We start from the raw sequence: 13255 nt of genomic DNA on the forward strand, positions 1-13255 counted from the left end.
AATGAAGAATTTTAAATATATACTAGGCCTTATGATTATTCTTGGTAGCTTTTTTCAAAGCTGCCAGGATGATGATCACACTTTTGGCGAAGTCGTGGCGCCTTCAAATCTTACGCTGGAAGCTACGGTAATGAATGCCGATGAAGATAATCCTTACGGAGATGGTAGCGGAAAGGTGTCTTTTAGTGCACAGGCAGAAAATGCTATGAATTACAAGTTTACATTTGGTGATAATACTTCTGCTAATATTACAGATGGCGACACTATTCATGCTTTTACCAAAACGGGAATTAATGATTATGTGGTAACGGTACTTGCAACCGGTAGAGGAGGGGCGACAACTTCAGAAACAATTATGGTGACCGTGTATAGCGAGTTTGATGATCCTGAAACTAAATCGTTGCTTACAGGAGATGATTCAAAAACCTGGTATATCGCCGCAGCGATGCCATCACATTTAGCACTTGGGCCAATTGAGTCTAAAACCTCTGATTGGTATAACGCTTCTCCTTTTGAGAAAAAAGATGGATGTTTCTATGATGATAGTATGACGTTCAGTCTTGATGAAAATGGCAATATTTTATACGAACTTGATAATAGCGGAGCCACTTTTTTTAATACCAATTCATTAAGTGCTGCTGGAGGAACTAATGGCACAGGGGATGAATGTTTTGGTTATGATACTTCTGGGGTTAAAAATGTAAGTCTGTCTGCAGCACCAACTATTTATACGGAAGATGAAACCACAGGTACACAAATGATGATTTCAGATGGAGGTTTCTTAAGTTATTATTTAGGAACCAGCACGTATGAGATTCTTGAGATTGAAGAAGATTATATGCAGGTGAGAACACAATCTGGAGGAAATGCTGCTGAAGCCTGGTATTTAAAACTTACTACCAACCCTGAAGGTGGAGCCGGTGGTGGAAATAATTCTGCCGAAGGAAAAGAACTGGAAACCGAATTCGAAAACCTGGTGTGGGAAGAAGAATTTGATGGAAGCACACTAGATACCGATAGCTGGAATTTTGAAACCGGTAATGGTGACAATGGCTGGGGAAATAACGAAAAACAGTATTACACAGCAGAAAATGTAGTGGTAAGTGATGGCACTTTAAAGATCAATGCCATTGCAGAAAGTACTAATGGCTTCGACTATTCTTCTGCCAGAATTACCACGATGGATAAACAGGAGTTTAAGTATGGTAGAGTAGAGGTAAGGGCTAAACTTCCTGAGGAATCGGGCACCTGGCCTGCGATCTGGATGCTGGGCTCTAATTTTGCTGAGGTAGGTTGGCCAGCTTCCGGGGAGATCGATATTATGGAGCATGTAGGTAATGATCTTGGCCGTGTGTTGGGAACATTACATATGCCGGGGAACTCTGGTGGCGAAGGAATCTCTAAAGGGACTGATGTTGAAAATGTGGCTTCAGAGTTTCATACGTATACCTTAGAATGGACAGCAGATCACATTCTTTTCGCGGTAGATAATGTGGTATTTCATGAATATAAAAACAATGCAGAGACTCCGTTCAACCAACCGTTTTTCTTAATTCTAAATGTTGCCATGGGTGGTACTTTAGGAGGAGAGATAGACCCTAATTTCACTCAGGATACCATGGAAGTTGACTATGTGAAAGTTTTTCAATAAAAGAAAATACATAATTTCAGGTTAGATTTTTAATGAAATAGGGGTTGCCTGGAGGTGAAGCTGTTCTTCCTCGTAACCCTTATTTAATTTTTGGATATGAAAAAAAGACTAGCAATAATAGGAGTATTTCTGTCATTAGGTTTACTGGCATTCTCCACCTATAAAAAACCTGTGGTAAAATCTCAGGATCCACAGGATATAGAGCAGAAAATAGATTCGGTTTTGGCCTTAATGACCCTCGAAGAAAAGATTGGGCAGATGATACAATACAACGGAAGCTGGGATGTAACAGGTCCTGCAACCGGAACCGATAACGAAAAGAAACTCGAAAATCTTAAAAAAGGTCTTGTAGGTTCGATGCTTAACGTAACTTCTGTAGAACATACGCGTAAAGCACAAAAGATCGTCATGGAAAATAGCCGACTTAAAATTCCGTTGATTTTTGGGTACGATGTTATTCATGGTTACCAGACCATGTTCCCTGTGCCACTTGGAGAAAGTGCCAGTTGGGATTTAGGGCTCATGGAAAAAACGGCAAGAGTTGCCGGTAGAGAAACTGCAGCAGCAGGTGTTCACTGGACGTTTGCGCCAATGATGGATATTTCTCGTGATGCACGTTGGGGCCGAATTATGGAAGGTGCCGGTGAAGATCCGTATCTCAATTCAAAAATCGCAGTGGCCAGAATTAAAGGATTTCAGGGAGATGATCTTTCAGATCCTAGAACCATCGCGGCCTGTGCCAAGCATTTTGCTGGCTATGGTTTTGCTGAAGGTGGTAGGGATTATAATACCGTAAATATTGGAATTTATGAACTGAATAATACCATCTTGCCCCCATTTAAAGCGGCGGCAGATGCAGGTGTAGCCACGTTTATGAATTCGTTTAACGAACTTGATGGCGTACCGGCAACTGCGAGCACCTATTTACAAAGAGATTTACTAAAAGGGAAATGGCAATGGGATGGATTTGTAGTATCAGATTGGGGATCGATAACCGAACTTATTCCGCATGGTGTTGCTAAAGATAAAAAAGCGGCTGCTGCTTTAGCGGTAAAAGCCGGGAGCGATATGGATATGGAAGGCGGCGCTTACGAGTCTTCCTTAAAAGAACTGGTGGAAGAAGGAACAATTGATGAATCTTTGATCGATGATGCTGTAAAACGAATCCTTCGTATAAAATTCAGATTAGGGCTTTTTGACGATCCTTATAAATATTGCGATGAAGCCTTCGAGAAATCGGAATTATATTCTGAAGCGAATCAGCAGGTGGCTTTAGAAGCCGGTAAAAAATCGATCGTTCTTTTAAAAAATGAAGGCGAAATTTTACCCATCTCAAATTCGATTAAAAACATCGCGGTGATTGGGCCGTTGGCAAATGATAAAGATTCCCCTTTAGGAAACTGGAGAGCACATGCTGTAGCGAATTCGGCGGTTTCAGTTTTAGAAGGAATCAAGAATCATGCGCCAAAAGGAGTAAAAATAAGTTATACCGAAGGAGCTAAGCTTTCTACCGGAGATCGTTCTTTTTTAAACCCTATGACTTTTAATGAAGATGATAAAAGTGGTTTTGGCGAAGCTGAAAAATTAGCAAAACAGGCCGATCTTGTGATTTTGGTTGTTGGAGAAGATGCTTTTCAGACTGGTGAGGGCCGTAGCCAGACCAATATAGGTTTTGCCGGAGTTCAGGACGAATTGATTAGAACCGTTCAAAAAGCCAATAAAAATGTAGTGATGGTATTAATGAATGGTCGCCCAATGGATCTTAATTGGAGTACTAAGAATATCCCTGCAATTGTAGAATCCTGGTTTTTAGGTTCGCAACACGGTAATGCCGTAGGTGAAGTTTTATTTGGTAAGTACAATCCTTCAGGGAAATTACCAGTTTCTTTTCCGCAGAATTCAGGAATGGAACCCCTGTATTATAATCAAAAAAGTACCGGTAGACCAGATGGTGGTGCCCAGGTTACCTATTCACATTATACCGATTCCCCAAGAGAGGCATTGTTTCCTTTTGGATTCGGACTTAGTTTTACCGAATTTGAATATGGTGATATTAAGTTGAGTGCTGATTCTTTTTCTGAGAACGGAAAAATAGAAGCTTCTATTTCAGTAAAAAATACAGGAGAAATGGCTGGTGAAGAAACTGTTCAGCTTTATTTGCATGACCTTGTAGGAAGCATTACGCGACCTAATCTGGAATTAAAAGCTTTCGAGAAAGTATCATTACAACCTGGTGAAAGTAAAATGGTACGTTTTACGATCGACACAAGAATGATCACGTATTTCACTGCAAATAAGAAATGGGAAGCTGAACCTGGTGATTTTGAAGTGATGATTGGAGGAAATTCAGTAGATCTTAAAAAAGCAAATTTTGAATTTAAATAATATGAGGACAAGATTAGCAATTTTAAGCCTGTTTTTTTTGAGCTTACAAAGCTGCACGGGACAGGAAAAAGAATTGATCTGGGAAGAGGATTTTGATGGCAATAGCTTAAATATGGATTATTGGAGCTATGAATATGGTGATGGCTGCCCTGATATTTGTGGATGGGGGAATAATGAACGACAACTTTATCGTTCTGAAAATATTGAAATAAAAGATGGGATGGCGATTATTACTGCTGAAAAAGATGGTGATAGTTATTTCAGCTCTCGGATAAATACCAAAGATAAATTCGAATTTCAATATGGGACTATAGAAACCCGTGCAAAAGTTCCCGGTGGGCAAGGAATTTGGCCTGCGATCTGGATGTTAGGAGATAATATTGCCGAAGTAGGCTGGCCTGCTTCCGGAGAAATCGATATTATGGAATATGTAGGCCGAATGAAAGATACCCTACATACAACCTTGCATACACCGGCAACTCACGGGGATCATGCCAGTACCAAAGTGACAAAAATCGATAATGTAGAAGACGATTTTCATGTATACAAAGTAGAATGGTCTAAAGACGAGATTGTATATTTTATTGATGGGAAGAAAGTATATACCTTTTCACCAGAAATTAAGGATGATGAACACTATCCTTTTCGGCATAAATTCTATTTTTTATTGAATATGGCCATTGGAGGTAACTTTGGAGGGCCTGAAGTAGACGATAGTATTTTTCCTGCAAAATTCTATATTGATTATATTAAAGTATATCAATAAAATTGAAACTGTAGGAATAAAATAAGCCCTTTCATTTGAAAGGGCTTATTTTTTGGTTAGTAGCGTGTTAGTTAAGCATCTATGTTTAATCTACTGCATCTTCTACAGCATCCCCGGCATCTTCAGCAGCTTCTTCTACGCTATCGGCAGCTTTCTCGACACCCGATTTTTCTTCACGGCATGATGTTAAAACGATAGTAGTAACAAATGCGGCTAAAATAATTAAGGTCTTTTTCATAATATCAATTTTTGGTTGGTTGTTTATATTTAATTTTAGTTATCGTCCGATCCGTCAATTTCGTCAGCAGCTTCATCAATGGCGTTTCCGGTTTCATCTACTGCGGTATTTACGGCGTCACCAGTTTCGTTGGCTGCATTTTCTACAGCGTCTCCAACATCTTGGCCGGCTTCTTTAATATCATTAATTACACCGTTATCATCGTCATTGTAATCATCCATCTCATCTTCCTGATCTTCAATAGTACCGTCTTTCATTTCGGTATCATCCGTAGATTCTTTAGTTGTTTCTCTACAAGAGTTCATTGTAAAAGAAATCGTTATGAAAGAAGCGAATATTAAAAAATAGCGTTTCATAGTTTCTTGATTTATTAGTTTCGTTTAAATTTAAATAGGAAATAAACAGGTCTTAGTAAAATTTGTTGTAAAACTTTACTAAGACTGTTTTAAAACTTTAGGAAATATCAGGTTTTTGTTAAATTACCTTAATTATCATCTCCTATTTTATCGATTTCTTCGTCGATTTGATCGTTTACTTTTTTATCTACTTTTTTAGCAGTACGTTCTAAAATACCTTCGTTTTCTGCTTTTTCTACTTTAACTTCTTTTACAACGGTTTTTTGAGGTTCTTCTCTACAAGACCATAATGTAGTTGAACTAATAGCCAAAAATCCGCCTAATAAAATTAATCGTTTCATTATTTTAAATATTATTGAACGGTTCGAAATTACGACTAATAAGTTTTTAACGATATTTTTTAAATGAATTTTAATAGAAATTCTTAAAATACATGTAAAAAATCAATGTTTTCTTTTAAGATAAGCGAGTACAGCTTGTGTAGCACCGGTGTTATTATAAATAAAATGACCACTAATCATCCCGGTTTGTGAACGAAATTTTTCGTTTTTCACCAGTTTTGTCATTATTTTGGTTAATTCCTGTGAGGAAGCAACTGAAAATAATCCGGCAAGTTTTTGCAACTGTTTGGCTTCGGGAAACTTTTCGAAGTTTTTGCCAATAATGATTGGCACGCCAAAAGTTGCAGGTTCTAGAATATTATGCAGTCCGCTGGTCCCGGCAGCACCACCAACGTAAGCGATATCGGCATAGCTGTACACTTTGGTGAGTAAACCAATGGTATCGATAATGAGTACCTGATATTCGTTAATTACGGCATCTGTTTTTTCTGAAAACAAGACCGTTTTTTTTGTAATCTTAGCTTGTAGTGCTTTAACTTTTTCAGGTTTAATTTCATGGGGAGCGATGATGAATTTCACCTCTTCTGAAGCAGTATTAATATAATCCAGCAAAAGCTCATCATCTTCGGACCAGGTACTTCCGGCAACGATACAGGTTTTATGATCTTTAAATTTCTCAATAAAATCTAGATGATTATCATATTCTAATTGCCGTGCAACACGATCAAAACGGGTATCACCGCTTACCGTGGTATTTTCAATATTAATTGTTTTTAAAAGGGTTTTTGAGGCTTCATTCTGAAGAAAAATATGTTCAAAAACACCGAGTGCTTCTCTAAATAAACTTCCGTAGGGCTTAAAATAAATCTGATCTTTTCTAAAAGCACCTGAAATTAGAAAAGTGCGAATTTTATGCGCTTTCAGCTCTTTTAAAAAGTTAGGCCAAATGTCATATTTGATAAAAAATGCCAGCTTTGGTTGTATGAGAGAGACAAAACGCTTAGCGTTTTTTGGCGTATCTATAGGTAAATACATGATGGCATCAGCCAACGGATGTTTTTTCTTGTTTTCGTAACCAGAAGGAGAATAAAAACTTACCAGGATTTTATAATTTGGATATTCCGCTTTTAAAGCCTCCATTATTGGTACGGCCTGCTCGAATTCTCCTAAAGATGCAGCATGAAACCAGGCCCAATCTTTAGAAAAATCGATTTTTTCCAATTGCTTAAAAACCAGTTTCCTTCCCTCTACAAAAAGTTTAAGCTTAGGATTAAACATAGCTGGCAAAGGAAGTGCAGCTTTGGTGAAATAGGTGAGTAAATTATAAATACCTCGCAAAACAAAGAATTTGGAATACAAAAGTAGGTGTTTCCATAAAAATGTATGGCAATAGCTGCTATATTTCGTAATTTTGAGTCTATAAGAAAATAATAAATGAGAAAGATACAGATGGTTGACCTTAAAGGTCAATATGAAGGAATAAAAGATCAGATTAGTGCTTCTTTTGATGAGGTAATGACCTCTACAGCTTTTATAAACGGACCTGAAGTTCAGAATTTTCAAAAAGAACTGGAAGAATATCTTGGCGTAAAACATGTAATCCCTTGCGGGAACGGAACAGATGCCTTGCAGATTGCTATGATGGGACTGGGGCTAAAACCTGGTGACGAAGTGATTACCGCAGATTTTACTTTTGCTGCTACGGTCGAAGTGATTGCGCTTTTAGGTTTAACTCCTGTGTTGGTAGATGTAGACCCCGATACTTTTAATATCGATCCTGAAAAAGTTAAAGCGGCCATAACACCAAAAACCAAAGCGATTGTGCCGGTTCATCTCTTTGGGCAGACTGCAAATATGGATGCGATAATGGATATTGCCACAGCAAATAATCTTTTTGTTATTGAAGATAATGCGCAGGCGATTGGTGGGAATTATCATGATAAAACAGGAGCAACCCATAAAACCGGAACAATTGGCCATATTGGAGCAACTTCTTTCTTTCCCTCCAAAAATTTAGGATGTTATGGTGATGGTGGTGCGATTTTCACCAATGATGATGAACTGGCACATACTATTCGTGGAGTAGTGAATCATGGGATGTACGAGCGTTATCATCATGATGTGGTAGGTGTAAATTCAAGGCTGGATAGTTTACAGGCGGCAGTTTTAAGAGCCAAATTGCCAAAACTGGATTCGTATAATGATGCGAGAAGAAAATCAGCAGATCTTTATGATGCAGCTTTGAAAGATCAGGAACATATTATTACGCCAGTACGCGTAGGAAAAGATGATGCCCATGTTTTTCATCAATACACCTTAAAAATCACTAACGGCAAAAGAGACGCTTTGGTAAAGCATTTTCAAGAACATAACATTCCTTGCGGAGTATATTATCCAATTCCGCTTCACAAACAAAAAGCCTATGCCGATGAGCGTTACAATGAAGCTGATTTCGAAATCACCAATCAACTGGTAAAAGAAGTGATTTCCTTACCCATGCATACCGAATTAGATGAAGAGCAGATTGAATTTATCACCAAAACTTTGATCGAATTTGTGAATGCTTAGTTATTTGTAATAATATTAGTGCCATATAAAAAACGTCTAATCCTGTCATTAGGCGTTTTTTTTATGAGAAATCACAAAAATAATTATTGAAGGTCTCTGAGTGACTATGCTAAAAATCAACTTAGCGAAGATGCATTAAAATTGCTGTATTTGCCTCAGGATTATTTTTTAATCTATAAAAATTGAAAGTAGTAATTCGTTTCCTTAATTGAATTTGATAGCTAATTCAATTCGGTTCCGGATTGGAGTTAGATTAAAAGCTTCTGGGTAGAATTACTAATTCTTTAAAAATATTATGGTTAAATTGACTATATTGTAAAAACAATTTTAAATCATACGTTATGAACCACCTTTCCAGACGCAAATTTTTACAGCAAACCACTTTAGCCACGGCTGGTCTTGGCCTGTCGGGTTCTCTTTTGGCAAATCCGGTTTCTATTTTTGGAGCTAATGATCGGCTTAACTTTGGTGTGATAGGCTGTAACGGAATGGGCTGGTCTAATATTCAGGCGCATTTAAAATTGCCTAATGTTACCTGCGTGGCATTGGCCGATGTAGATCAGCGGGTGCTTGACCGCCGTGCGGGTGAACTTCAAAAAATGATCGGAAAAGCTCCGAAGCTATATATCGATTACCGCAAAATGCTTGAAAATAAAGATATCGATGTGGTTATCATTGGTACGCCAGACCATTGGCACTGCCTCAATATGGTAGATGCCCTTCAGTCCGATAAACACGTTTATGTAGAGAAGCCTTTGGCTAACAGTATCGAAGAATGTAACGTAATGCTTAAAGCTGCCAATGCTTCAGATAAGCTGGTGCAGGTAGGGCAGTGGCAGCGTAGCGGTCAGCAGTATGATGAGGCGATTACGTATGTGCAATCGGGTAAACTGGGACAGATTAGACTCGTAAAATGCTGGGCCTATCAGGGATGGATGAATCCTGTTCCCGAAAAACCCAATACGAGTCCGCCTCCCGGCGTAGATTACGCAATGTGGCTGGGCCCTGCGCCCAAACGCCCGTTTAATGAAAACCGCTTTCACTTCAACTTCCGCTGGTTTTGGGATTATGCCGGGGGTTTGATGACCGACTGGGGTGTGCACGAACTCGATATAGCCCTGTTTGCAATGGGAGCCAAAGCGCCCAAATCTGTTTTAGCCTCGGGTGGAAAACTGGCCTATCCTGATGATGCTTCCGAAACTCCAGATACGCTTCAAACCGTATATGAGTTTGATAATTATAACCTCCTTTGGGAACACGCTACTGGTATTGACGGCGGCCCTTACGGTCGTACTGAAGGTATTGCCTTTATCGGCAATAACGGAACGCTGGTGGTTAACCGTGGCGGTTGGGAAGTTATCCCCGAAGGCGAGCGTGTAGACGGCGAGTGGAAAAACAAAATAGGGCGTGTTGATCTCACCAAACCCAAAGGTAATGCGCTCGATAAACACGCTAAAAACTTTGTAACCGCTATACGCAACAACGATAAAAGCACACTGGCCTGCGGGGTAGAAACCGGTAGTGTAGCGGCGATTACCGCACATATGGGGAATATCGCCTATAAAACCGGTAAAAAAATCTATTGGGATGCCGCCAGCGGTTCTTTTAAAGATCCAGAGGCCGATGCTCTGGTAAGCGCCCGTTACCATAACGGCTGGGAATTGCCAAAACTATAATTTCTTAGGGAGTGTTTAATTTATGGACTTGTGCTTTTATATCTCTACTAGGTAAATCATCTGCTGCGATGATTTTAGATAGCGTTTTGTAGTTTCTTCTTCCTAAGCTTGTACCGGCTATACAATCTTTAATATGGGAAATTTGCTTCATTTACTATGAACGACTATTATACACTAGAAAAGATAAACTCACCTCCTTGAAAATGCTTTAAAAAGACCTGATATGAAATAGCTACGAAATAATCTGAAATTTAAGGGTTCTCTTATTTTTCCTTAATTCTCTAACATTTATATGAGTAATAGTTTAGTCTAAAAAAGTTTTATACTTTTCAAAGTGTTGACACATTTGTAATTACGCCCTTTATTTCCAATAAGCAGGTGCAATCTTATTTTTATTTTGAATTTCAAAAACGTTGTCATTTAATTGCATTGGTTTTACTTTTGTTGCAATACTTGTCATTATGAATTGTTCTGTTTCCATTATAGTTTTTAGAGGTAAGGCTTTAGTTTTTGATAACATATAGTACCAATTACCATAATTATGTCCTTTGAATAATTCTGGATTTACTTTATAACTAGAGTTAAAATAATAAGATGTCTTGCTTTTTTTAGCTTTAATGGTAATTAAATCACAAGGCACACCCATAATCGTGTCCTGATTCTTTTTTATGTCATAACTTAGAGCTTTATCATTATTTTCACTATAATCGTCATAGTACAAAGTATCTGACTTCGCTGTTAAACTATAATTTCTATTTTCATCGCTCCTGTAAATCTGTAATTTTATAAAGTCGCCATTGAAAACAGATTTATAATTACCTCCTTTTATAGCATACCATTGTTTAGTCCCCATTAAACTATTTAATTGTTCGCTAGTAATATCAGGGGATTTACTTTCGTAGCTAACAGAATACACTAACATCCCCTCAAAGTCTTGAGATTGCAGAAAATAGGAATTTAATACAACTACCAATAAAATCAATCTATTCATTATTTATTTTCTTTTTAAAATTCAATTCGCTAACGTGTTTATCTTGAATAGAGTACTTCACTTCAAAAACATCCCCAATTGATACTAGTTCTTTTTTGATAGTTAGTTTTTGAGTTTCATAATACCGCTTCCCAGAAACATTATAGCCATACTTTACAAAATATCCCCTTTGGAATATTTTATATATTTCTACAATTTTTCCATTGGTTATGGCAAATTCATTTAACTTATCATTATCCGATTTACTCTTATAATAACCAAAACTCAACAAAGCTAAAAACGCTATTAAAATAATTAAACATGTCTTATTAGTTTTCTTTTTCGACTTCATATATTGTTTTTTCTGTAATTACTCCTTGAGCTGAATTTACAGCTGTTTCGACTACATTGTTATTTACCTTACCGACAGTCGAGTTTAATGCTTTTGTAGTGGATTGCGCTTGTTTAGCTTTATTAAAATCATTGAAAGCATCAAATGGCTTTTTGGCTTTTGACCCTCTAGCCGCTTGGGAGGAATTACCTGTATTGCGTATATTATTAGCTTTATCTAAATTTTTAGCTTTAGCGGTCACATTTGATTTAGCAGATTTCACAGCTGCATCACTAGAGGAATCTATCAATTTTCCTGATAAATCCACTTTGTCTAGAGCTTCTCCTGTTACAAAACCAATAGCAGCATCTTTAACCACGCCTGATACTGTTTTATTACTTCCTTCAGTTCCTAATACATTTGTAGTACCATCTAAATTTACGTCAACAGCAGATTTTATAACTTCTGCGGTCACAGTAACTGTTAATCTTCTAACCACACTTGCTCCTCCCGTTAAAGCTCCTTCACCTGCTGCAATCAGCACATCTACTCCATCGATATTATTCCAAAGAGCGTCACCTAGACTTTGTCCATTCGCAAGATTTGTCCCTGCTTGTACTAGATATTCAGTAGCTGCTCCAACTAATAGACCACAAAGAGGGCAATTACCATCAGGGTCATTTAAAGTTACGGGCGAGTTCCAACTATAGGCATATGGAGATTTGTCAATTTGCATTTCGTCATCTGCCATTTTATCCAGAGTAAACCACCTTCCCAATGCAGGGTAATAACGTCTTGCGCCATAATCGTACCAATTTAATCCTAAACTCTCATTTAACTCCTTCCCATTATATTTTAAATTCTGTGCTATATTGGTAGATTCCACTACATTATTGTAACCCCTGTGCTGTAAGCCAAATGGATAATAATTATGCTCCGAGATGTTCTCTTTGGTATTTGGGGCAGTGGTAACATCGATCTGCTTTTTGTTACTCTGTCCTAATAACTAAGCCGTACATTACCCAAACTATCCTTGTAATGGGACACAAATTTGTAAGTGCTACCAAGCTTTTTTACATTTCTTTATAGAGACGGTTAAAAAACTAAAAGCCTCCATTTTTTATAATTTTACCAGTGTACTGAGCATTTTTCTTAGGACGCTTTTCTTACGTTTAGCTATTAAAGCATCATAGATATATGTAATTTTTTAGATTCCGTTAGTTACAAATATATATGGGGGTGTGTATAGAATAATCATCTGTTCAAGTTTGAGTAACCAAACTAATCGTAAAAGGATATAAATAGATCTACTTCCGTATTATTTTCTACTCATAAAACATAAATATAAGATTTATTTTTAGTTTTACCTTCAAGTAGTTAATTGAGGATGTCTTTAAATAATTTATGTCGAAAAATGAGCGCTAGCCGGGGAAACTTTGGAAAATACCAATCTTTACGACCTATAGTTTATCTTTTCTATTTGTTTATACGTGCAATTCTTTATGCTACTAGAGTTAAGAAAAACTCTATTTAAAAACAGGTCTATCACTGTATCTTCATAATTATTTTTTCAACTTCTTATCTTTTTTAAGATTAATTAATGAAATTGATAAAATTAAAATACTCATTAAATATAAAATATCAACTATTTCGGTTTCTAAGAACATTAAATAGACATAATATATAACCTATAAATCCTAATAAAACTCCAAGGTTGTAAACTGTAATTTGTTTAAATATAAAGTAATGGAATTTTATTTTATAGAAAAATAAAAAACCTGACAAAATCAAAAAGTAAATAGCGGAAAATAGCTGATACTCTCGTGTTTTACTCACAAGGAAAATCGGAAATGGGACTGACTCAAAAACTGTGTAATTAGAAAATATCGGGGTTTGCAAACCCCGATATTTTTTTAACCTTGCCTGAGAAATTCAGGCGCTAATATTTACACAACAATGAAAAAAGAAGATCT

Annotated in this window: 13 protein-coding genes; 5 read left to right on the plus strand and 8 right to left on the minus strand. The window is 37.1% G+C overall.

Going from position 1 to position 13255, the window contains the following annotated elements; translation table 11 throughout:
* The first annotated feature begins 1 nt into the window (after position 1).
* From L1967_RS15065 to L1967_RS15075, 3 genes are all read left to right on the plus strand, one after another.
* On the plus strand, positions 2 to 1651 hold the full coding sequence (locus tag L1967_RS15065; RefSeq protein ID WP_249602330.1) for a family 16 glycosylhydrolase: 1650 nt from the start codon (positions 2 to 4) through the stop codon (positions 1649 to 1651).
* Positions 1652 to 1747: 96 nt separating this feature from the next.
* The gene (bglX, locus tag L1967_RS15070) at positions 1748 to 4036 is read left to right on the plus strand and encodes a beta-glucosidase BglX (RefSeq protein WP_249602331.1); all 2289 of its coding nucleotides are present in this window, start codon (positions 1748 to 1750) and stop codon (positions 4034 to 4036) included.
* A 1-nt stretch (position 4037) separates the two neighbouring features.
* A complete protein-coding gene (locus L1967_RS15075) occupies positions 4038 to 4802 on the plus strand; it encodes a glycoside hydrolase family 16 protein (RefSeq protein ID WP_249602332.1) in 765 nt (254 codons plus the stop codon).
* Positions 4803 to 4887: 85 nt separating this feature from the next.
* Here the strand turns inward: L1967_RS15075 and L1967_RS15080 are convergent, their stop codons facing one another.
* The 4 genes from L1967_RS15080 to L1967_RS15095 form a co-directional block, all read right to left on the minus strand.
* Positions 4888 to 5040: a hypothetical protein gene (locus L1967_RS15080; RefSeq protein WP_249602333.1), complete on the minus strand. Its 153-nt coding sequence runs from the start codon at positions 5038 to 5040 to the stop codon at positions 4888 to 4890.
* Positions 5041 to 5075: 35 nt separating this feature from the next.
* Positions 5076 to 5345 carry a hypothetical protein gene (locus L1967_RS15085; RefSeq protein WP_249602334.1) on the minus strand — a complete coding sequence of 90 codons (270 nt, stop codon included), beginning with the start codon at positions 5343 to 5345 and terminating at the stop codon, positions 5076 to 5078.
* A 179-nt stretch (positions 5346 to 5524) separates the two neighbouring features.
* Positions 5525 to 5737: a hypothetical protein gene (locus L1967_RS15090; RefSeq protein WP_249602335.1), complete on the minus strand. Its 213-nt coding sequence runs from the start codon at positions 5735 to 5737 to the stop codon at positions 5525 to 5527.
* Positions 5738 to 5839: 102 nt separating this feature from the next.
* Positions 5840 to 7075 (minus strand): 3-deoxy-D-manno-octulosonic acid transferase, encoded by a 1236-nt coding sequence (locus tag L1967_RS15095; RefSeq protein WP_249602336.1) that lies wholly within the window; start codon positions 7073 to 7075, stop codon positions 5840 to 5842.
* Between the two features lie 96 nt (positions 7076 to 7171).
* On the opposite strand from L1967_RS15095, the gene L1967_RS15100 reads away from it, so the two are divergent.
* A complete protein-coding gene (locus L1967_RS15100) occupies positions 7172 to 8305 on the plus strand; it encodes a DegT/DnrJ/EryC1/StrS family aminotransferase (RefSeq protein ID WP_249602337.1) in 1134 nt (377 codons plus the stop codon).
* Positions 8306 to 8646: 341 nt separating this feature from the next.
* Complete coding sequence (locus tag L1967_RS15105) at positions 8647 to 9981, plus strand: Gfo/Idh/MocA family protein (RefSeq protein ID WP_249602338.1); 1335 nt, start codon at positions 8647 to 8649, stop codon at positions 9979 to 9981.
* A gap of 4 nt (positions 9982 to 9985) precedes the next feature.
* Here L1967_RS15105 and L1967_RS15110 read toward each other — a convergent pair whose 3' ends face one another.
* From L1967_RS15110 to L1967_RS15125, 4 genes are all read right to left on the minus strand, one after another.
* Positions 9986 to 10132, minus strand: coding sequence for a hypothetical protein (locus tag L1967_RS15110; RefSeq protein WP_249602339.1), 147 nt, complete (start codon positions 10130 to 10132; stop codon positions 9986 to 9988).
* 210 nt (positions 10133 to 10342) lie between these two features.
* Complete coding sequence (locus L1967_RS15115) at positions 10343 to 10972, minus strand: hypothetical protein (protein WP_249602340.1); 630 nt, start codon at positions 10970 to 10972, stop codon at positions 10343 to 10345.
* Positions 10965 to 11303: a hypothetical protein gene (locus tag L1967_RS15120; protein ID WP_249602341.1), complete on the minus strand. Its 339-nt coding sequence runs from the start codon at positions 11301 to 11303 to the stop codon at positions 10965 to 10967. The genes L1967_RS15115 and L1967_RS15120 overlap by 8 nt, the downstream gene beginning before the upstream one ends.
* A complete protein-coding gene (locus L1967_RS15125; RefSeq protein ID WP_338063547.1) occupies positions 11281 to 12261 on the minus strand; it encodes an RHS repeat-associated core domain-containing protein in 981 nt (326 codons plus the stop codon). Before L1967_RS15125 ends, L1967_RS15120 begins: the two co-directional genes overlap by 23 nt.
* Positions 12262 to 13255 lie beyond the last annotated feature (994 nt).

The sequence above is a fragment of the Zunongwangia pacifica genome, assembly GCF_023499215.1.
Classification (GTDB): Bacteria; Bacteroidota; Bacteroidia; order Flavobacteriales; family Flavobacteriaceae; genus Zunongwangia; species Zunongwangia pacifica.

Coding starts and splice junctions, on each gene's coding strand:
- L1967_RS15100 (WP_249602337.1), top strand. CDS start 7,172: ATGAGAAAGATACAGATGGTTGACCTTAAAGGTCAATATGAAGGAATA.
- L1967_RS15075 (WP_249602332.1), top strand. CDS start 4,038: ATGAGGACAAGATTAGCAATTTTAAGCCTGTTTTTTTTGAGCTTACAA.
- L1967_RS15110 (WP_249602339.1), bottom strand. CDS start 10,132: ATGAAGCAAATTTCCCATATTAAAGATTGTATAGCCGGTACAAGCTTA.
- L1967_RS15115 (WP_249602340.1), bottom strand. CDS start 10,972: ATGAATAGATTGATTTTATTGGTAGTTGTATTAAATTCCTATTTTCTG.
- L1967_RS15080 (WP_249602333.1), bottom strand. CDS start 5,040: ATGAAAAAGACCTTAATTATTTTAGCCGCATTTGTTACTACTATCGTT.
- L1967_RS15120 (WP_249602341.1), bottom strand. CDS start 11,303: ATGAAGTCGAAAAAGAAAACTAATAAGACATGTTTAATTATTTTAATA.
- L1967_RS15065 (WP_249602330.1), top strand. CDS start 2: ATGAAGAATTTTAAATATATACTAGGCCTTATGATTATTCTTGGTAGC.
- L1967_RS15090 (WP_249602335.1), bottom strand. CDS start 5,737: ATGAAACGATTAATTTTATTAGGCGGATTTTTGGCTATTAGTTCAACT.
- bglX (WP_249602331.1), top strand. CDS start 1,748: ATGAAAAAAAGACTAGCAATAATAGGAGTATTTCTGTCATTAGGTTTA.
- L1967_RS15105 (WP_249602338.1), top strand. CDS start 8,647: ATGAACCACCTTTCCAGACGCAAATTTTTACAGCAAACCACTTTAGCC.
- L1967_RS15085 (WP_249602334.1), bottom strand. CDS start 5,345: ATGAACTCTTGTAGAGAAACAACTAAAGAATCTACGGATGATACCGAA.